Annotated in this window: 20 protein-coding genes; 4 read left to right on the top strand and 16 right to left on the bottom strand. The window is 54.1% G+C overall.

The window, feature by feature from the left end; translation table 11 throughout:
• Positions 1–15: 15 nt before the first annotated feature.
• Positions 16–1,695 (top strand): DUF4910 domain-containing protein, encoded by a 1,680-nt coding sequence (locus tag A3L12_RS03345; protein WP_088882299.1) that lies wholly within the window; start codon positions 16–18, stop codon positions 1,693–1,695.
• Here the strand turns inward: A3L12_RS03345 and A3L12_RS03350 are convergent.
• Both A3L12_RS03350 and A3L12_RS03355 read right to left on the bottom strand, forming a co-directional pair.
• Complete coding sequence (locus A3L12_RS03350) at positions 1,692–2,027, bottom strand: transcriptional regulator (protein ID WP_088882300.1); 336 nt, start codon at positions 2,025–2,027, stop codon at positions 1,692–1,694. The genes A3L12_RS03345 and A3L12_RS03350 overlap by 4 nt on opposite strands.
• 51 nt (positions 2,028–2,078) lie before the next feature.
• On the bottom strand, positions 2,079–2,741 hold the full coding sequence (locus A3L12_RS03355) for a metallophosphoesterase (protein WP_088882301.1): 663 nt from the start codon (positions 2,739–2,741) through the stop codon (positions 2,079–2,081).
• Between the two features lie 494 nt (positions 2,742–3,235).
• Between A3L12_RS03355 and A3L12_RS03360 the strand changes: the two genes are divergently transcribed.
• On the top strand, positions 3,236–4,030 hold the full coding sequence (locus A3L12_RS03360; RefSeq protein ID WP_088882302.1) for a nitrilase: 795 nt from the start codon (positions 3,236–3,238) through the stop codon (positions 4,028–4,030).
• A 61-nt stretch (positions 4,031–4,091) separates the two neighbouring features.
• Here A3L12_RS03360 and A3L12_RS03365 read toward each other — a convergent pair whose 3' ends face one another.
• Both A3L12_RS03365 and A3L12_RS03370 read right to left on the bottom strand, forming a co-directional pair.
• A complete protein-coding gene (locus tag A3L12_RS03365; protein ID WP_088882303.1) occupies positions 4,092–4,796 on the bottom strand; it encodes a YhfC family glutamic-type intramembrane protease in 705 nt (234 codons plus the stop codon).
• Positions 4,797–4,798: 2 nt separating this feature from the next.
• Positions 4,799–5,128 carry a heavy metal-binding domain-containing protein gene (locus A3L12_RS03370; RefSeq protein ID WP_198300064.1) on the bottom strand — a complete coding sequence of 110 codons (330 nt, stop codon included), beginning with the start codon at positions 5,126–5,128 and terminating at the stop codon, positions 4,799–4,801.
• Between the two features lie 204 nt (positions 5,129–5,332).
• Between A3L12_RS03370 and dph2 the strand changes: the two genes are divergently transcribed.
• The gene (gene dph2 / locus A3L12_RS03375) at positions 5,333–6,358 is read left to right on the top strand and encodes a diphthamide biosynthesis enzyme Dph2 (protein ID WP_088882305.1); all 1,026 of its coding nucleotides are present in this window, start codon (positions 5,333–5,335) and stop codon (positions 6,356–6,358) included.
• Between the two features lie 3 nt (positions 6,359–6,361).
• Here the strand turns inward: dph2 and A3L12_RS03380 are convergent, their stop codons facing one another.
• Genes A3L12_RS03380 through A3L12_RS03390 form a run of 3 tightly spaced genes read right to left on the bottom strand, consistent with a single transcriptional unit; the run spans position 6,362 to position 8,260 of the window.
• A complete protein-coding gene (locus A3L12_RS03380; RefSeq protein ID WP_088882306.1) occupies positions 6,362–6,622 on the bottom strand; it encodes a hypothetical protein in 261 nt (86 codons plus the stop codon).
• The gene (locus A3L12_RS03385) at positions 6,619–6,918 is read right to left on the bottom strand and encodes a NitrOD5 domain-containing protein (protein WP_088882307.1); all 300 of its coding nucleotides are present in this window, start codon (positions 6,916–6,918) and stop codon (positions 6,619–6,621) included. The genes A3L12_RS03380 and A3L12_RS03385 overlap by 4 nt, the downstream gene beginning before the upstream one ends.
• A complete protein-coding gene (locus A3L12_RS03390) occupies positions 6,911–8,260 on the bottom strand; it encodes an ATPase domain-containing protein (protein WP_088882308.1) in 1,350 nt (449 codons plus the stop codon). The genes A3L12_RS03385 and A3L12_RS03390 overlap by 8 nt, the downstream gene beginning before the upstream one ends.
• 356 nt (positions 8,261–8,616) lie before the next feature.
• On the opposite strand from A3L12_RS03390, the gene A3L12_RS03395 reads away from it, so the two are divergent.
• A complete protein-coding gene (locus A3L12_RS03395) occupies positions 8,617–9,228 on the top strand; it encodes an METTL5 family protein (RefSeq protein WP_088882309.1) in 612 nt (203 codons plus the stop codon).
• Here A3L12_RS03395 and A3L12_RS03400 read toward each other — a convergent pair.
• From A3L12_RS03400 to A3L12_RS03445, 9 genes are all read right to left on the bottom strand, one after another.
• Positions 9,225–10,286 (bottom strand): mechanosensitive ion channel family protein, encoded by a 1,062-nt coding sequence (locus A3L12_RS03400; protein ID WP_088882310.1) that lies wholly within the window; start codon positions 10,284–10,286, stop codon positions 9,225–9,227. The genes A3L12_RS03395 and A3L12_RS03400 overlap by 4 nt on opposite strands.
• 2 nt (positions 10,287–10,288) lie before the next feature.
• Positions 10,289–10,930 (bottom strand): DUF432 domain-containing protein, encoded by a 642-nt coding sequence (locus tag A3L12_RS03405; protein ID WP_088882311.1) that lies wholly within the window; start codon positions 10,928–10,930, stop codon positions 10,289–10,291.
• A 35-nt stretch (positions 10,931–10,965) separates the two neighbouring features.
• On the bottom strand, positions 10,966–12,048 hold the full coding sequence (locus A3L12_RS03410) for a hypothetical protein (protein ID WP_088882312.1): 1,083 nt from the start codon (positions 12,046–12,048) through the stop codon (positions 10,966–10,968).
• 173 nt (positions 12,049–12,221) lie between these two features.
• Positions 12,222–13,394 (bottom strand): hypothetical protein, encoded by a 1,173-nt coding sequence (locus A3L12_RS08275; protein ID WP_157726692.1) that lies wholly within the window; start codon positions 13,392–13,394, stop codon positions 12,222–12,224.
• Positions 13,395–13,489: 95 nt separating this feature from the next.
• Entirely contained in the window at positions 13,490–14,149 is a 660-nt protein-coding gene (locus A3L12_RS03425; protein WP_088882315.1) for a DUF434 domain-containing protein, read from the bottom strand.
• 22 nt (positions 14,150–14,171) lie between these two features.
• Positions 14,172–14,939: an HD domain-containing protein gene (locus tag A3L12_RS03430; RefSeq protein WP_088882316.1), complete on the bottom strand. Its 768-nt coding sequence runs from the start codon at positions 14,937–14,939 to the stop codon at positions 14,172–14,174.
• A gap of 39 nt (positions 14,940–14,978) precedes the next feature.
• Positions 14,979–15,392, bottom strand: coding sequence for a PIN domain-containing protein (locus A3L12_RS03435; RefSeq protein ID WP_088882317.1), 414 nt, complete (start codon positions 15,390–15,392; stop codon positions 14,979–14,981).
• A gap of 27 nt (positions 15,393–15,419) precedes the next feature.
• A complete protein-coding gene (eif2g, locus tag A3L12_RS03440) occupies positions 15,420–16,649 on the bottom strand; it encodes a translation initiation factor IF-2 subunit gamma (protein WP_088882318.1) in 1,230 nt (409 codons plus the stop codon).
• 93 nt (positions 16,650–16,742) lie between these two features.
• On the bottom strand, positions 16,743–17,120 hold the full coding sequence (locus A3L12_RS03445; RefSeq protein WP_088882319.1) for a 30S ribosomal protein S6e: 378 nt from the start codon (positions 17,118–17,120) through the stop codon (positions 16,743–16,745).
• Positions 17,121–17,244: the final 124 nt, after the last annotated feature.

Here is a 17,244-nt window from a genome sequence, read left to right on the forward strand (position 1 = left end):
TTCCCGGGGATAACCATGAGGCACTTTCTGGAGGATGCCAGAGTTTTTGATCCCTCGCGGGTTCTTGATAACATAGCCGGGATAGGCAGGTTCCACAGGATACAGGGCTCGAAGGAGCTTCTCGAGGCGGTTCGCTTCATCAGGGAGGAGCTGAGAATACTTGGAATTAAGACCGAGCTCTACGAGGAGTTTTACGATGGAAAAAGTCGCTTCCTAACCCTGAAATCTCCGATAGCATGGGACCTTATAGGTGGAAGGGTGGAGCTCATGGGAGAAACCCTCACCACATCCCTGACCCCTCTCGTTGTGATGGCCCATTCACCGGCCGGGAAAGCGAGGGCGAGAGTGGTTCACGTGAGCAGCGATGAGGACTGGAAAAACGTGCGTGGAAAGATCGTCCTCGTGGACAGGGACTGGCGCGACGCCTACCGGAAGGCTGTCGAGAACGGAGCGGCCGGCTTCATCGCGTATCGGAGGGGCACGGGAGATGCAATCCCCTACATCGGGCTATTCCTCACGAAGGAAGACCTCGAGCGGGCGAAGATACCTGCGGTCGCCGTTCCGGAGAGTCTGGCGATGAAGGTTATTGAAAAACTGAACTCCGGCGAGGAGGTTGAAGCTTTTATCGAGGTCGAGGCAGAGGTAAGAGAGCGTCAGGTTCTTCCAATTCTCTATGCTGAGATCGGGAAGGAGCCCTTCATCCTCTTTACGGCCCACGTCTGCCATCCAAGGCCCGGCGCCAACGACAACGCCAGCGGAAGTGCCATGCTCATCGAACTGGCGAGGGTTCTCGGGCAGCTCTACGAGGAGTCATTCCGCTTCGGCTTTGCATTCCTGTGGGTGCCTGAATACTACGGCAGTCAGGCCTTCGTGGAGAGGCACGCCAGACTTGAGAGGTACTACGCGGTCATAAACCTCGACATGGTCGGGGGAAGTGAGGACAGGGCCGGCTCCACGATAATGCTCGTTAGGACACCGCTATCGAGGTTCTCGATAATCTCGGGTCTCCTCGAGTACTTCCTCGAGCTGGCGAACGGTGGAGAGGGGTTGAGCGGGATTCCTAAGATGAAGCTGAAGGCCTACCCCTACGAGATGGGAAGCGACCACGATGTTTTCAACTTCTTCGGGGTTCCGGCTACGATGCCGATAACGTGGCCCGACCGCTTTTACCACTCCAGTGAAGACAGCATCGAAAAGGTGAGCAGGACCTCTCTGGAGGTTATAGGCCGGGCAGTTCTGGCTACCGCTCTGGCCCTTGCGAAGGCCGGGGAAGGGGAGCTAAGGCGCTTTGCACGGGGCTACGCTATGAGGTACCTCGGGGAGCTTTCCCTCGATAGAGACACGGAGGAGGCTGAAAAACTCGTAATGATGGGCCTCGCGAGGGATTCCAGATTCCTGGGGATTGAAATGGGCCACCCCTTCGAGCGGAGGCCGTGGATAAGGTGGGTAGAGAAGGGACTGATCTCCGGTGAACTCGTGAGGAGCGTTGATGAAAAGGCCTACGGGGAATTCAGGGAACTCACCAGGGACAGGAAAACGCTCCTGCACCTCCATGAGCTTCTCATGCTCGGCGAGCTCCTCCCGGAGAAGGAGGCCATGGAAGCCCTGAAAGAGGAGTTCGGAGAGGTTGACACTGAGAAGCTCAAAAAACTCCTGAACCTTCTGGAGGGGATGGGGATCGTGGAAAGGCTTTAGTCCAGGGATCCCTCGTCGAGTTCCCTTTGGAGTTCGTTTATCCTCGTTATCAGGTTCTCCTTTATCCTTTCGAGTACTTCACCCGGGGAGGCGGCGGTATAAACGTAGCCCAGCCATCCCCTCTGGATGAGCTTCCTTTTGAGCAGTCCCCTTCTGTAAAGGTTCATAACGTGCTCCCTGACGGAACGCTCGCTTATCCCGAGCTCTTGCCTTATCTCGGCTATCCTCATAGGCTCGTTTCTCTCGAGCAGGAGGCGGTATATTCTCAGCCCGGTCCTTTTAACGCCCAGCGAACGGAGCAGTGCCTCGAACCTCTCGTAAATCTCCCCCATTCCGAGCCACCCATCCCGCTTTACGTACCTATGAACTTTATTCTTCATACCTTAATAAGCTTTGCCCGCAGGGGTTCGGAACCGAAGGGAGCCAAGGTGAATGCCCTCCGGCAGGAAGAGCTCTCCTTCCTTCGCGTCCTTCAAAAAGGGCACCATTCTTATCCCCTTCTCAACGTCGAAGCCCTCTATGTAGGGATTGATCGTCGGTAGAACGAGGAACCTCTCCACCCTGAGAAAGACCTTAACCTTTCTCACCGTCCCCCCGTTCCTCAGGGTGTAAGCGGGGTGTATGTGGCCGAGGTAGGCCTCGGCAAACTCGAGGTCCGGCAGGTTCCTGTGGCCGTGGATGAACAGGGCATCCCCCGTGAGGAAATGCTCGACCACCTCGACGTTGGGGAACCCTCTGGCCACCTCCTCTATCCTTCCGTCGTGGTTGCCCTTTGTGATAACGACAGGTATTCCCCTGAGATCCGAAAAGAAGTCCTTCAGAAGTCTTTTCGTTGAGAAGCTCAAACCTATTGGTTCCTTAACGTCTCCGAGGATGACGAGAAGGTCCGGGTCCCTTTCGACGACGAACTCCGCGAGTCTCTCCTCGAAGCGGGTCCTCAGCCTTAGCCCCCTCGAGAACTCAAAGCCGATGTGGGGATCGGCTATCAAAAGGGTCCTCCCGCGGGGGGTTTCGAGCTCGAGGGACAGGGCCTCGAAGGAATCCATGGGACCACCGTATAAAAAAGAAGAATGGGTCAGATAAGCCCGCGCTCCTTCCTGCGCTGCTTCTTGATCCGCCTTATCCTCTTCTTGATCCACTTCCACCTCATCCGTCCCTTCTTCTTCCACTTCCTCGGCCTACGCTTCATCCTCATCACCCCTGATTTTCTCCATGGCATCAGCTCCAGCGGTTCCTTTTTAAACCTTTCCATATGGAGTTCGAGACCTTAAAAAACCTGAAAGGCCCTCCCGCTCATCCCTTCAACCCCAAAGGCCCTTCAACTTTGAGTTTCGGCCTTCAAAATTTCTCGCGTTTTAGCCCGTCTTTTGTGGCTTTCAACCGACCAGAAGAAACCTTGAGATTCAATGCGTTGTTTATACCATAGCAATAACCTAAAAACCTTTTCAAACGTTTTAAAACCTGAATTTAGCCGATTTGAGAAGTGGAAAACCTTCCGCTAACCTTATTTACCTCACCGACAACCGGTGCTGGTGGTGGCATGAAGATAGCCTACGTTCAGATGGAACCCCTTTTCCTCGAGCCCGAGAGGAACTACTCCAGAGCGGAGGAGCTGATACGGGAAGCGGCCGATAGGGGGGCAGAACTAATCGTCCTGCCGGAGCTCTTCGACACAGGTTATAACTTCGAGAGCCGGGAGGAGGTGGAGGAGGTCGCAGGTGAGATCCCTGACGGCCCGACGACCGAGTTTCTGATGGAGCTTTCAAGGGAGCTCGGGGTGTTTCTGGTGGCGGGAACGGCGGAGAAGGACGAGAAGGGCAGGCTCTACAATTCGGCCGTGGTAACGGGTCCGATTGGAAGCAGCTACATTGGCAAATACCGCAAGGTTCACCTCTTCCATCGCGAGAGGCTCTTCTTCAGCCCCGGTGACCTCGGCTTTCGGGTCTTCAACACGGGTACTGCCAAGATCGGGGTCATGATATGCTTCGACTGGTTCTTCCCCGAATCGGCGAGAACCCTCGCCCTAAAGGGGGCCGAAGTAATAGCCCACCCGAGCAACCTCGTGATGCCCTACGCTCCAAGGGCTATGCCCATAAGAGCCCTCGAGAACCGTGTTTACACGATAACCGCCAACAGGGTGGGCGAGGAGAGGGGGTTGCGCTTCATAGGTAAGAGCACGATAGCCTCCCCCCGGGCGGAAGTTCTCGCAATGGGGAGCGAGGACAGCGAAGAGGTGGGGGTCGTTGACGTTGACCTGAGCGTCGCGAGGGATAAACGGCTCAACGACATCAACCACATCTTCCGGGACAGAAGGCCCGAGTTCTACTCGCTCTAACTTCCCCGAACTTTACATTTTCGTGCCTTAAAACCGGGATAACGCTGGAAAATTAAAGGGGTCACCAGAGAACCCTCTCCTCCTCCGGGGGTTCCGCCTTCACCTTCGGAACGGTGAGGTAGAGCAGTCCCAGTGCCGAGAGGGCCACCACAACCTCAACCCCGTACAGGATGGCCGCGCTTTTCGTTAGCTGGTAATAGGCCGAAAGGGAATCGATGAGCGTGTGAAGCCCTATCATAGCCACAAGCCCCGTTCTTCCCCGCCCTTTCGTGTAGGAGTGAGCGAGGTAAATCCCTGTTCCAACGTGGAAGAGAACTGCAAAGTAGCGCTCAACCATCGAAAGCAGAGCCGTGCCGGGCTGTACTTCCAGCGCCTCCCCCGTCGTCAGGGAACCCACAACGCTCATAGCAACTATGAAGAAGACCTCCGTTATACCGAAGCCAAGCCCCATGAAAAGACCGGCGTTGAGGCTTTTTCCCTTCACCAGAAGGTACTTCACCCCCTCCTGCACGACCCCCGCAACGAGCCCGAGCCACAGGGAAACACCGGCGACGAAGGCCGTTCCTCTGGCAATCACATCCGCGTTGGACTTTATTCCCATTCCCAGAAGGGGCAACTGCTGGAGGGGGTTCTGGAGGATCATCGCGATGAAGAAAGCCGCCAGACCGAGGAGTAGCTCCCCCCACCTCTGCCTCTTAAACCCCATGAAGTAAATCGTTGCCCACGCGAGAAGGCCCCCCAGCACCGGGAAGGGAAGTAGATACATGTTCACTCCTCCTTCTCGACGACCACCGCGGTTCCGTAGGCGTATATCTCCGCCATGCCCGATGCAACGGAGGAAGTCATAAAACGAACTCCCACAACGGCGTTTGCACCCATCTCCTTGGCGTGGAGCATCATCCTCCTGAGGGCCTCCTCCCTCGCCTCGGCCAGCATCTGCGTGTACTCCTGAACCTCTCCTCCCTTGAGGTTCTTGAAGAAGGCCATTATGTCCCTCCCTATGTGGGTCGCCTTCACGATGCCACCCCGGGCGAGGCCTTTAATCTCCACCACCCGGTAGCCCGGAATCCCCTCGGTTGTCGTTAGGATAACGTCCATAATCCCACCCCATTATCCTTCTTCAGGAAGTATTTAAGGGTTTCCGGGTTTGAAACTCTGGAAAAGAGAATAATGGAAAAGTCAGGAAGAGTGGTAGTATATCACGTAGGTGTCATCGTCGTCTTATACCTCCTGCGGTGCGGTAGATAGGGTCAAACCGATGATGCTTTAAAGGGTATATCCCATCCCTTCCCGGTGGGTTCGATGCACGAAATTCCGGATCGCGAGATACGGGAGGCCCTCAGGGAGCTTAAAGCCGAACGCGTTCTCATCCAGACCCCCGAGGGACTGAAGAGGGAAGCTCAATTCCTTGCAGATTTTCTTGAGGAGAACGGAATAGATGCCATAATAAGCGGCGAGGTAAATTACGGTGCCTGCGATCCGGCAGATAGGGAAGCAAAAATGCTCGGATGCGACGCTTTAATCCATCTCGGCCACTCCTACATGCAACTCAACCTTGAGGTTCCGACGATATTCGTTCCGGCCTTCGCCAAGGTCGATCCCCTTCCGGCCCTTGAGAAGAACCTCGACGAGATCCGGAAGCTCGGGAAGAGGATAGCCCTCGTCACGACCGCACAGCACATCCACCGCCTCGAAGATATCAGGGAGTTCCTCAGAGAGAAAGGCTTCGTTGCACTCGTTGGCGAGGGCGATTCAAGGGTGAGCTGGCCCGGACAGGTCCTCGGGTGCAACTTCTCAGCTGCAAAGGTGGACGCCGAAGGGGTTCTCTTCGTTGGTGCGGGCTACTTCCATCCGCTGGGCGTTGCCCTCGCCACGGGAAAGCGGACTCTGGCGGTAAACCCCTACTCGGGTGACGCGACGTGGATGGACGAGGAAGCGGAGCGCCTTATAAGGAAGCGATGGGCGCAGATAGCGAAGGCGATGGATGCCCAGAGGTTCGGTATAGTAGTTAGCACGAAGAAGGGACAGCTCCGCCTTGCTGAGGCGAGAAAAACCCTTAAACTCCTCCGCGAGCACGGAAGGTACGCAAGGCTCATAGCTATGAACCACATAAACTATGCCTCCCTTGAAGGTTTTGACTTCGATGCCTACGTCGTCGTTGCCTGTCCGAGGGTGCCCATAGACGACGCTGAAAACTGGAGGAAACCCGTTTTAACCCCAAAAGAAGTTGAACTTTTGCTGGGATTGAGAGAAGAATATGAGTTTGACGAGATTCCGGGGGGAGAGAGGAAGGGAGAGGAGCCCTTTGGAATCAGCGTTAAGCGATAGGGCTTAAAGGCCCTGTAAGTGCCTGATGATTGCAATAGCGTCTTCCTCGGTCCTGACCTTTATCTTTAGTCCTTTCTCGTCCGCTATCTCCTGTAGCATCCTTCTCGTTGGGAACTCCCCGAGGAAGTTTTTCATGATTTCGTATACTTTCTCGGGATCACTTTCCTCTCCCATTCGATTGATGGTCAGCTCTATAGCATCCATCACGCTCCTGAGAAACCTGTACCTACCCTTAAGGATAGTCAGGATCTCTTCGCCCATCATTCACCACCGAGATACTCCTCCAGACCTTTTAGAAGTTGCTCCGTCTCGCGTGATCTAACCGGAATACCCAGTTCCCTCACAAGGTTGTAGATAAACATCTTGGCTGCGAACTCCCCGAAGAGATCTCTGATGGCTTCGTAGAACCTGCGGGGATCCTCTCCAACGTACTCTATACCCTTCCCGTACTTGGATTCAAGGTAAGTACGTATGGTGATTTCGAAATATGGCCCGAGGGTTTTGAGAACCTCTTCGGCGGTGGCCACTACTATGGCACTCTTCGCGTTGAATTTATTCAATTAGGATCCCCCCCTTCCCTATTCTGAACTCCCGGAGTGTGGTTTTATGTTCAGAGTGCCTCGACTTCAGGACGAGGATGTGTCTTCTCATCGATTCGCCCACATTCCGGGGGAGGGAGTAGTTAAGTACTATAATACCATCCACCAATGTGCTGAAGCCCGTTGACGCCATCTCCATTGCATTCGAACCTATGTGCGTTAACAGCAGGGTTAAACCGGTATCCTTCGCTATAAGCTGGAGGTACCTTAATGTTTTCACAAAATCCGCCTCTTCCATGTGCCATTTCATGGCAGATATGGAGTCTATGACGAGAACCTCAGCATTCCTCTCCTTCACAAGGTTCATGATATTGACGTAATACTGGAGGGGAGTTCTCGCTTCCGGTACGAGTGCCACAACGTCAACAGCACCCTTGAGATCGAGTTTTCTCATGGTTTCCAGCAGTGCTCCCCTGCTTTCCTCGAAGGTTACGTAAAGGACGTTCTTCCCGCTTTCCGCAACGGCCGATGCTATGGTGAAGGCCAGTATCGTCTTGCCGCTCCCCGTGGGACCGGTTATCATTGTTAGGCTGCCCCTGTAAATGCCGCCTCCGAGCAGGTCATCCAGTTCTTTGATTCCTGTCGATATCCTCTCCGAGCTATTGAGGAGTTTTTTCGTGAACTTCAACTCCGGTATTGGTAGTACTTCGATTCCGCTATTGGTTATCACGTACTCGTAAGCGCTTTTCGTTATCCCGCGGCCCCTCATCTTCGGGATCGTCAGGTACCTCTTTATAACCTCACCCTTTCTCTCCATCTCGAGGAGTATCACCCCGTCAACAACGAACTCCTCCATACCGAAGCCTACCTTTTTCTCTCCGTATGGTATTTCACCGATAAGTATCGCAACACTATTCAGGGCATTCACCAGCCTGCCCACTATGGAGTGCAGAAACAACCTGAGCATAACCCTGCCCAGAACCTGACCGAGAACCGTGATCGAGTCAAAAACGATCACATCAGGTTTCCACTCGACGATGTCCTCAATGAGGAAATCTATGAAACCTTTGATCTCCTCTTTAGGAAGGGTCAGCATATCGTAGAACCTGAAGAGGCCCTTCTTCTCCATCTCCTCGAGATCCACCCCGCTCTCGAGGGCGTTCTGGTAGAAATGGTTTTTGCCCTCGGCAAAGGAAACGTAAGCTCCTTTGAGACCCCTTTTCATGTTGTTGTAAAGAACGTGTATTGCCAGGTGAGTCTTTCCAGTTCCGGGGTTCCCGGCTATCAGGACACTCGTACCCCTAGAAAAGCCCCCGGATAATGCCCTATCCAGACCCGAAATGCCTGTTGGTATGAGTTCCATGGATCCCCCCCGTTTCATGGGTTTTCTCTCAAAGATATAAATACTTTTCGTAAGATTTTGGGGGGGGGCGTGATAGATGAATTGGCAATCGGGCATCCATCAACCTCACTCTACGATGAAAAGACTGTAAATCTCTTAAGGGAACAAAAAGGCCACCCCATAGCGATGAACCACATAAACTACGCCTCCAAGGTTTTGAGGTGGCATTCGCAGTAGAGTTTGGATTTATTCCTGGATTGGTTGTGGTAATGTTTATATTAACAACCGCTGGCACTGCATCTGGTATAGAGGGGTTGGAATTCAACATGACATGGGAAGAGCTCTTCCGATACATGGCAACCATCCCAGGTGATAAAATGAAAAAGAAGCATCTTGCGATGATTCTCTCAAAACTGGAGGGGTTTAAGGACCCCAAACCGGAGCTTGAGCAGTATAGAACGCCCGGGGATGTTGCCGCGGAAATGCTGTGGCTGGCCCTCTCGATGGGGGACTTAGAGGGTAGGGTGATTGCCGATCTCGGTGCAGGTACTGGAATTTTGACGGTCGGTGCGTGCCTTCTGGGGGCAAAGAAAGTTTACGCCGTTGAGGTTGATAGGCCCGCTCTCAAGGTTCTTGAGAGAAACGTGGGGCTTTACGGTTTTGAGGATCGCGTCGAGGTAATTCAATCGGACGTCTCGGAATTTTCGGAGGGGGTGGATAGCGTTATAATGAACCCGCCCTTTGGCAGTCAGAATCCAAAGGCGGACAGAAAGTTCCTTTTAAAGGCCTTTGAGATAAGCGACGTGGTTTATTCAATCCACCTCGCCAAACCCGAGGTCAGGCGCTTCATCGAAAGGTTCGCCGGGGACTTCAGCTTTTCAATAACGCACAAAATAACGGTTCCATTTGAGATTCCGGCCCAGTTCTTCTTCCACAGGAAAAAGCTGGAAAGAATAAAGGTGGACATATACCGATTCTCCAGAGTTTAGTCCTTCTCGACCTTAACTCTGAGCTCCTCCGCGAACCAGTTCACCCTCTGCGGGAAGGGTATCTCTATACCTGCCTCGTCAAGGGCTTCCTTGATCTTCTGAACCATCCCCATCCTCACGTCGAACCACTTCTCGCTCGGCGCCCACGCCCTAACCGCTATGTTCACACTGTTATCCCCGAGGTTGTCCACGAATACAACCGGCTCGGGCTCCGCAAGAACGTAGGGCATCTCATCGAGCACCTCTTTTATAACTTCCACCGCCCTCTGGGCATCTTCTTTATAGGCTATTCCAACAAGAACATCGACCCTCCTCGCTGGATACCTCTGCAGGTTCTTTATCTCGCTGTTGAAGAGCTTCTCGTTTGGAATCCTGACGAGGGTTCCATCCCACGTTCTTATGCGCGTTGAAAGGATCCTTATGTCGTGGACTACCCCCGAGTAGCCGGCAACCTCCACGGGATCGCCTATCTTCAGGGGTCTGTCAAAATACATGAATATGCCCGAGATGAAGTTGGCCACCACCGTCTGCGAGGCGAAACCGAGGACGATACCCGTTATGCCCGCCGCCGCCAGAAGGGTCGTTAGCTTTCCGCTGAAGCCGGCGATGTTAAGGGCTATGAAAAAGGCAAGGGTGACCACGGTGTAATAGAAGAGCTTGGCCTTAACCTGAACCTCCGGGAGCTTCTTTTGAGGGGTGCGCATTATCATGTAGTCCTTAGAACGTCTGGCGAGCAGGTAGGAGAAGTAGAACACGAGAACGGCGCTTATAATGTTGCTAATGCTCGTCCCGGCGATTCTGTACGACAGTAAACCGATCGTGTCGAGGGCATAAACGAGCGAGGTTATCACGATCAGGTTGTGGAGAGTGTCGGCGGTATCCTCGTTCACTATCCACACGTACTTCGTGGTTCCCGATAGTTTTACGATGTAGCGGCGGATGAATCTGGCGATTAAGTATCCAAAAAACAGGATTAGAAGCGCCTTAACCGCCCCGCCGATCGTTATCTTCCATACCAGTTCTCCACCGAGCAACGAAGACGTGGAGTTTGAAAGCATCTTCACCACCTCATGGGGACGTTGGGCAGAGATCTGGCCTCTCCGGTTGCGTTGAGTCCCTCCTTCGGAGGCCTTCCAGTGTTGTTTACCTCCGGAATGTGGCTCTTCATCGTAACGATGAGGAGCGGGTAGTAGCCTTTTTCAGGGGAATAATACATCGTGGAGCTGGCTATGGGGAAGACGACCCTCTCAAGGCGCTTCCATTCCTCCGATGGGTTCACGATGATCAATCCCGCCACGCCATGGGAAGGGGGCTCCTCCGTGTAGAAGGGACTGGGGTGGTAGCGCGCTATGAACCCGGCCTCAAGGGTCCCGTAGAGGGCGTACTTTTCCCTGCCCGCGGGGAACCTGTCAACCCTCACCCTGCCGAGCTTAACCTCCACCTCAACGGGAGCCTCCACAAAACCCCTTATGGAATCCCGCGGGGGCACGACCACCGGGGCTTTGAACTTTACCATCAGGAACCGGACGCCGTAGCCCACAGCTGGAGCGGGGAAGACGCCGAGCTTTCCATCGCCCTTCTTGATGAGAACTTCGACGTCATCCCGGCGGTATCTCACAGTATCATCTCCCTCCTCGAGAAGGTGAATGCGTTTATCCCCGATTTTAATGAACTTTGTCTTGAGTTCATGCTCCCCAAACATGTGGAAAGATGGGAGAAAAAGGATATAAACTTTGCTCAGGCCTTTTCAAACCCTATATCCTCGATCTTCATGTGGGTGAATATGTTCGTACCGCTTTGCTCGATGAATACCCCCTGGGCTTCGATGGGCACCGGGAGGTTTGCGGTTAGTGTGGCCTCACCCTGACCCTGCATGTTGCCGAACGTGTAAGTCCACTTGACGTTTGAGACCCTGAAGCTTTTTCCACCGAGGTTCATGGTTCCATCCGGGTCGATCTCGTAGTTGTACTGGTAACCCATAGAGCCCCATGAGTCCTTCTTGGCTTCATAAAGGTCTTCTCCCGAAATCACCTCCCATATTCCGAAGGTGTAGAACCCGTACCAGCTCGTGTAGATGTTCCCTATGTCCGGAACTTTGTTCACTATTTCAACGTCCCCCTCCTGATAGGGCATCGCGCTCATATCACCGACGGCGGCGGGGTTGTAGTAGAGGAACTTTTGATCCCCGTAGGTTATTGATATCCCCACCACGTCCCCGCTTCCCCCGTAGACGGACATGTAAAGGGTCATGAAGTCCAGCGATGGGAAGAGGAAGAACGTATCGCTGTCCTCGGTCCTCTCCTTCATCCAGACCCTGTATTCGAGCGTCGCGTTCATGTTCTCGCCCTTGACGGGGGTTATCTTCCCGTAGTACTCGTAGACCTCGAATTCACCCAGATCAGCCGTCTCCTGCTCCCCTGTTTCCATGTTCACCTTCTTTCCATAGACGTGTATCTTCTTACTCCCGCGCCTTTTCTCCACTTCGTACTCGTATATGGGACCGCCCTCTTCGGTTCTTACGCGGAGGTGGTACTTTATGTAGGTTATGAGGTACCTCTCCCCGTCTATCTCCACGGGATGGTAAGCGTCCCAGGGTTCTTCCCACGTTGAATAGGCCGAAGTTGAGGTCTCCGTTTCGCTCTCCGTACCTGTTTCGCTTTCGGTGTACGATGGGGTCTGTGATGAGGTCTGGCTTTCGCTGTAGCTCTCAATGGCACTGCTCGCCTTTTCCTTGATCGTCTCCGTTCCGATGCATCCGCTTGCGCTTACAAAAACCAGAAGTGTCAGGAAAATTGCAAATACAAATCTGGACCTTCTCATAGTTTCCAACTCCCCTTTGCATTAATTTATATGTACTACGGACTGGATATATTTAAGCATTGGCCTACCTCAGTTGAGGAGGTATGGGGAGAAGATGAAGGAGAAGCGGAGTTTCCGGATCCAATGCGGGCCGCCGGGAACGCAACAACCGAAAGAAATAGAAAAGAAACGCTTCATGGGTTCACCTTCTCGAGTTTGAGATCCTCGAGTTTTATGTAGCCGTAGATGACCGTTGTCTCGCCCGTGCTGGAATCCTTGTAGGCGTAGTGGCCTTCGCTCTCAACCGCCAGGGGCAGATCCGGGGAGAACTTCCCTTTTCCCTGAAGCTGGACGCCCTCAACCGTCCCCTCGTACTTCCACGAGAAATCGACGAGCTTAAAGGAGTGGCCGCCGTAGGTCGCGCTTCCATCTGGACTCGTGCTCCACTCATAGCTGTGTCCTTCCATGTCCGTCCACGCCCCGCTCTGGGGAACAAGGACGTTAACATCGCTCCATTCATACCAGAGTCCGAGGTTGATGACGGCGACCCATCCCATGTAGAGGTAACCGAGATCCTCGTTGATATCGTTGAAAACCTCCTGATCTCCCTCGAAGTAGGGGAAGAGGCCGCTCTGGAAGGGATTCGGGTTCGTAACCGTGAAGCTCTTTCCGCCGTACTCGAGTTTTATCCCAACGAAGACGTCGCTGGTGGTTCCTGTGGGTGAGGCGTAGGAGAGCCACATCACGTCCCACGGGTACAAGAAGGCCCTGCTCTCGTTGGAAACGTACCAGACCGTTACGGTCAGGGTATCCTCAAGTCCTGCCGCTTTGACGGGCGTCACCACGGTCTTGTAGGCGTAAACCTCGTGCTCACCCGCATCAACCCTGTTGCCCTGCATGTCCATTCCGTATACGTGGATCTTCTCCTTTCCGACGCTCTTCTCAACTACATACTCATAGGTGGGTGCGCTCTGGTTGGGCTGAACTCTATAATCATATTTGTAATATGTGATGATGTATCTGTCCCCATCAATCTCGACGGGGGCGTACTCCCACGGGTTCGTCCAGTAGGCTTCCTCCGCTGGAGTTTGTGTCGTAGTGGTAGTGGTGGTCGTTGTAGTCGAAGGTGTTGAGGATGTGGTTGTTGTGGTTGAAGTGGTTGTGGTGGCTGTTGAGGTTTCCGTCGTGGAGGTGGTTTCGGTTGGGATCGAGGTGTAGGTGGTGGAACTTCCGGTTGTTGAGGTTCCGGCTGTGGAGCTTCCAGAGGTTGAGATGGAAGAACTCGAGCCCTCTCCACCAAGACAGCCGCTCGCAACGACCATCCCGAGGAGCAACAACACCAGCGTGGCAGTCAGGATACGTTTCATAGAGACCCCTCCAGACCCGCAAAGAAGAAAGCGGGTTGTAAAGGCATTATCCTAAGATCATTATGCCTTCCATCTACTTAAACCTTTTCAACGCTTCAAACAGAACTGAAGTTTTCTGGAAACAGGAAATCGGAAAAGGGTCTGGCCTTTATTCCCAGCCTGAGGGCCGTGTAAGCGGCAAGATCGAAGACGTGGGGGACCTTCTGGATTATACCAGCGTCGGCCGTTGCCACCGTATCGTAGGTCTTGAGTTCGAAGTCGGGGCTCCTGACGAGGGCCACCTCACAGGGAACCCTCGAGCCGAGCGCTTTTTCGGTGAGTTTCTTCACGATACCGCTCTTTGGAACGTTCTTACCGTAGAAAAAGACCACTTTTTCAGGACCGACATCGGTCAGAGAGAGGGCCATCTCCTTCAACAGGTCCCCTGTTCTTTCCTTTAGCCGGTACCTTCCTAAGTACTTGAGGTCTCTTACGAGTCCGTCCTCGCAGAGTATGGCCTCCCCATCGAGGAGGGATTCGAGGGTTATCAGGACGTTGAACCCATCAACCGCCAGAACCCTTCCCCTGAGATCCCCCGGTTCGAGGAGCTTTTTCCTTACCTTCTCTATCCATGCGTCCGGAAAAACGCACCTCGCGAGCAGGTGCCTCTCTCCCGCGGTCAGCCTGTAGTGGTTGGCCACGAATTCCAGTGCGTACTTCTTCCGGTAGCCCCTGTTGAGCAGGTACTTCACGTCCATGTAGGCATCGTGGAGCATATAACAGGAAAGAACCCGGGGGTTAAATAACCTTCTCCATGATCTCGCCATCACTGTGTATCCTCAGTCTGATCTTCCCGGCAAGCAGGGAACTCTTGACCTTTTTCGTGAGCACCTCGTCCACCTGAAAGATCCCTGCGGGATGCTTCATCCATATCTCAATCTCTATGGGCTGTTCCTCGTTTCCTTCCCTTATCTCCACCCTCTCGATGGCCAGAGCGGATACAGAGTGTATGTCCACCCTGTCCTTCCTGTAAACGAGCCTGCTCCTTCCGGCCTCCATATCGCAGCCATCCGCTATGGTGACGAGCGAGCCCTCAATGGTGGTGCACGGAACGGCTTCGTCATGGGTATAGATGGCGTTAAGCGTCAGGGCCTTGAGGAGAAGATGGTCATCCGTGAATTCCCTCACGAGCTCATCAACTATAGGCTCCGCAAGGAAAACGCTGAATTCGTAGTGGTTCTGCCTGTGTATCATGTTCCCGATGTCGTGCAACAGCGCCCCGAAGGCCACTATGAACTTGCTCCAGCGTAGGGGTTTGCCGAGCTTTTCAGCGGTGGTTTCCATTCCGAACCTCTTGATTATGCCGAGCAGTTCGAGCGCCCTCCGGGTGGTGAGCAGGACGTGAATCGGTCCGTGATCGTTGAAGCCGTAAACGTTCAGGACTATGTAATTGGTGGTATCGAAGTACCGGTGGTACTTCCTGAAGGTCCTCTCGTAGAGTTCGTAGAGTTCCCCGTCATCGATGAGCTCCTTTATCTCCCCGAGAAGCTCTTCTTCCGTGTACATGCTTTCACCCCCTATCCAAAGGCAACGGGATTTTAAGGCTTATCCGACCATCCCCTCGAGCTCGAGGATCTTCTTCGAACGCAGGTAAACCACGGGGACGCCCTTCTCCCTTAGCCGCTTCCTGAGCTTTCGGTCGTTGGTGCAGACGATGGTGCGCCCCCTCTTCACGGCAAACTCGAGGATCTGGTCGTCCGTGGGTCCGTCGCCGAAGCGACCAACGTCAACCACCTCAAACCTTTCGGCGAGCTTTCTAGCCATCCTGATGGCCATCAGGTCCCTTCCCCTCGACTTCCTCTCTATGAGCTCGAGCTCCTGTAGAACGACGTTGGGGACGGCCACCCTGAACTTCACGTCCAGGATCCTGTTCAGCTCGGAGATCACGTCAACGCCGAACTGTCCGGGCACGAGGAGGAAGTTGGTGTCCGGAATGACGAGCCATTCCTCCTTTATCATTGCTCCCACCGAAAAGGGAAAGAGAGTTCAGTCCTTTATGAACCCGTAGCCGATGAGGCGCCACCTGCTGCCGACCTGCCGGCTTATGGCCACCCTGTCGCCGGCTTCAGCACATACCGGCACCTGAAGTTTGAGCTCCACCTCGTCCTTCCCGAGGCCGGTCACGAGCCCCATGGTTCTGGCCGTTCCGACGTTGAGAAGGAGCACTTCCCTCCTCTTTATCGGCTCGACCCTGAGCTCTTTCTCCGTACCGACAACGCGCTCGAGAAGGTGAACCTCGAGCCTTAAATCGTTCCACACGGGCGGCAGCTCCCCGGGTTTTCCGACGACGTTTCCGGCCATGATGTCGCCCTTGGTGAGGTATGGATCGAGCAGGGTCCCCACCCCCACGAGCCCGCCGGGGTAGGCTTCCTCCACGAACTTTCCACCCGCCTGGAGGGAGACTATCTCGGTGCTTATCGGTTCGTACTTTATCCTGCCGTGCTCCTCGTAGGGAACGCCCGGCCTTATCTCGATCTCGTCCCCCACCTTCAGCTTTCCCTGTACTATCGAACCCCCGATGACACCGCCCACGAGCTTTTCGGGTCTGGTTCCGGGCTTGTTGACGTCGAAGCTCCTCAGAACCAGCATTTTCGGAGGCAGGTCCGGGTTTCGTTTCGGCGTTGGAATAAACTCCTCTATTGCCTTGAGGAGAACGTCGACGTTGGCCCCGTGAAGGGCCGAGATGGGGATTATAGGAGCATTCTCAGCCACGGTGCCCTTAACGAACTCCTTTACCTCGCGGTAGCGTTCCAGAACCTTCTCCCTGTCCACGAGCTCTATCTTGTTAAGGGCTATCACAACGTTTTTGTTGCCCACTATCTGGAGGGCCATCAGGTGCTCCCGGGTCTGGGGCATTACCCCCTCGTTGGCAGCTATAACGAGAACCGCGCCGTCCATCAGGGCGGCCCCGGCGAGCATCGTCGTCATGAGGGCCTCGTGACCGGGGGCATCTATGAAAGAAACGCGCCTTTCGAAATCTGTCTTGGCTCCGCAGTAGGGACATACGGGCGAGGTGGAGTACCTTCCACACTCGGGGCACTTCCTTACCTCGGCATCGGCGAAGCCTATCTTGATGGTGATCCCCCTTCTAAGCTCCTCGCTGTGGGTGTCCGTCCATATCCCCGTCAGAGCCCTCGTGAGCGTCGTTTTACCATGATCAACGTGACCCACCATCCCGATGTTGACCTCAGCCTGCTTAAATTTCTCTTTCGCCATCTTCTCTCACCTCTAACCCTAAAGGGACGGGCGGTTTATTAAGGTTACCTCGAAGATGCCCCAAAGAAAAGCGTAAGTTAAGGGAGGAAGAGGTCAGAAGACGAGCTTCATGTTGACCTGAACGATCTCGGGACTGATGGTGTTGCCCCTGACGGTTTTCTTTCTCCTCTCTCCCTTCTCCTTCGGCCTGAAGCCGGGACCACGGGAGACGAGGATCTTGACCCTCCTCGGACCGTGAACGTCCGGACGCATGGGGAAGCCGTCCCTGTCGGTTCCTCCCGTTATCCTGAGCCTGACGTTGCCCGGTACCTCCTCGCCGAATATCTCGGAGAGGTTGAGTCCGAGCTCGCCCGCCGGTATTTCCTCACCTATGCGCTTTCCTATCAGTTTTTCGGCACTTTCTCCGCTTACCTCAACCTGCCTTGCAACCCCGGTCTTCGGGTTGGATATAACGAGCTTAAAGGTCGCCATTTCCTCCCACCTCCTCTGTCATTAGCGGGATTCATTGGGTAAACCCCTTATCCAGTGAGCGCTGTGATATGGCCTTTAAAAACGTTTCCTCCCGAACCCAAAACTTTTTTATACCTCAAAGGCA

It is taken from the genome of Thermococcus sp. P6, from assembly GCF_002214525.1.
Classification (GTDB): Archaea; Methanobacteriota_B; Thermococci; order Thermococcales; family Thermococcaceae; genus Thermococcus.

What these genes read in the sequence shown, in the direction of transcription:
- A3L12_RS08275 (WP_157726692.1), bottom strand. Translation starts at nt 13,394, where the DNA reads ATGAAACGTATCCTGACTGCCACGCTGGTGTTGTTGCTCCTCGGGATG.
- A3L12_RS03360 (WP_088882302.1), top strand. Translation starts at nt 3,236, where the DNA reads ATGAAGATAGCCTACGTTCAGATGGAACCCCTTTTCCTCGAGCCCGAG.
- A3L12_RS03345 (WP_088882299.1), top strand. Translation starts at nt 16, where the DNA reads ATGAGGCACTTTCTGGAGGATGCCAGAGTTTTTGATCCCTCGCGGGTT.
- A3L12_RS03350 (WP_088882300.1), bottom strand. Translation starts at nt 2,027, where the DNA reads ATGGGGGAGATTTACGAGAGGTTCGAGGCACTGCTCCGTTCGCTGGGC.
- A3L12_RS03355 (WP_088882301.1), bottom strand. Translation starts at nt 2,741, where the DNA reads ATGGATTCCTTCGAGGCCCTGTCCCTCGAGCTCGAAACCCCCCGCGGG.
- eif2g (WP_088882318.1), bottom strand. Translation starts at nt 16,649, where the DNA reads ATGGCGAAAGAGAAATTTAAGCAGGCTGAGGTCAACATCGGGATGGTG.
- A3L12_RS03370 (WP_198300064.1), bottom strand. Translation starts at nt 5,128, where the DNA reads ATGGACGTTATCCTAACGACAACCGAGGGGATTCCGGGCTACCGGGTG.
- A3L12_RS03405 (WP_088882311.1), bottom strand. Translation starts at nt 10,930, where the DNA reads ATGTTTGGGGAGCATGAACTCAAGACAAAGTTCATTAAAATCGGGGAT.
- A3L12_RS03395 (WP_088882309.1), top strand. Translation starts at nt 8,617, where the DNA reads ATGAAAAAGAAGCATCTTGCGATGATTCTCTCAAAACTGGAGGGGTTT.
- A3L12_RS03380 (WP_088882306.1), bottom strand. Translation starts at nt 6,622, where the DNA reads ATGATGGGCGAAGAGATCCTGACTATCCTTAAGGGTAGGTACAGGTTT.
- A3L12_RS03430 (WP_088882316.1), bottom strand. Translation starts at nt 14,939, where the DNA reads ATGTACACGGAAGAAGAGCTTCTCGGGGAGATAAAGGAGCTCATCGAT.
- A3L12_RS03445 (WP_088882319.1), bottom strand. Translation starts at nt 17,120, where the DNA reads ATGGCGACCTTTAAGCTCGTTATATCCAACCCGAAGACCGGGGTTGCA.
- A3L12_RS03435 (WP_088882317.1), bottom strand. Translation starts at nt 15,392, where the DNA reads ATGATAAAGGAGGAATGGCTCGTCATTCCGGACACCAACTTCCTCCTC.
- A3L12_RS03365 (WP_088882303.1), bottom strand. Translation starts at nt 4,796, where the DNA reads ATGTATCTACTTCCCTTCCCGGTGCTGGGGGGCCTTCTCGCGTGGGCA.
- A3L12_RS03425 (WP_088882315.1), bottom strand. Translation starts at nt 14,149, where the DNA reads ATGCTCCACGATGCCTACATGGACGTGAAGTACCTGCTCAACAGGGGC.
- A3L12_RS03410 (WP_088882312.1), bottom strand. Translation starts at nt 12,048, where the DNA reads ATGAGAAGGTCCAGATTTGTATTTGCAATTTTCCTGACACTTCTGGTT.
- A3L12_RS03400 (WP_088882310.1), bottom strand. Translation starts at nt 10,286, where the DNA reads ATGCTTTCAAACTCCACGTCTTCGTTGCTCGGTGGAGAACTGGTATGG.
- A3L12_RS03390 (WP_088882308.1), bottom strand. Translation starts at nt 8,260, where the DNA reads ATGGAACTCATACCAACAGGCATTTCGGGTCTGGATAGGGCATTATCC.
- dph2 (WP_088882305.1), top strand. Translation starts at nt 5,333, where the DNA reads ATGCACGAAATTCCGGATCGCGAGATACGGGAGGCCCTCAGGGAGCTT.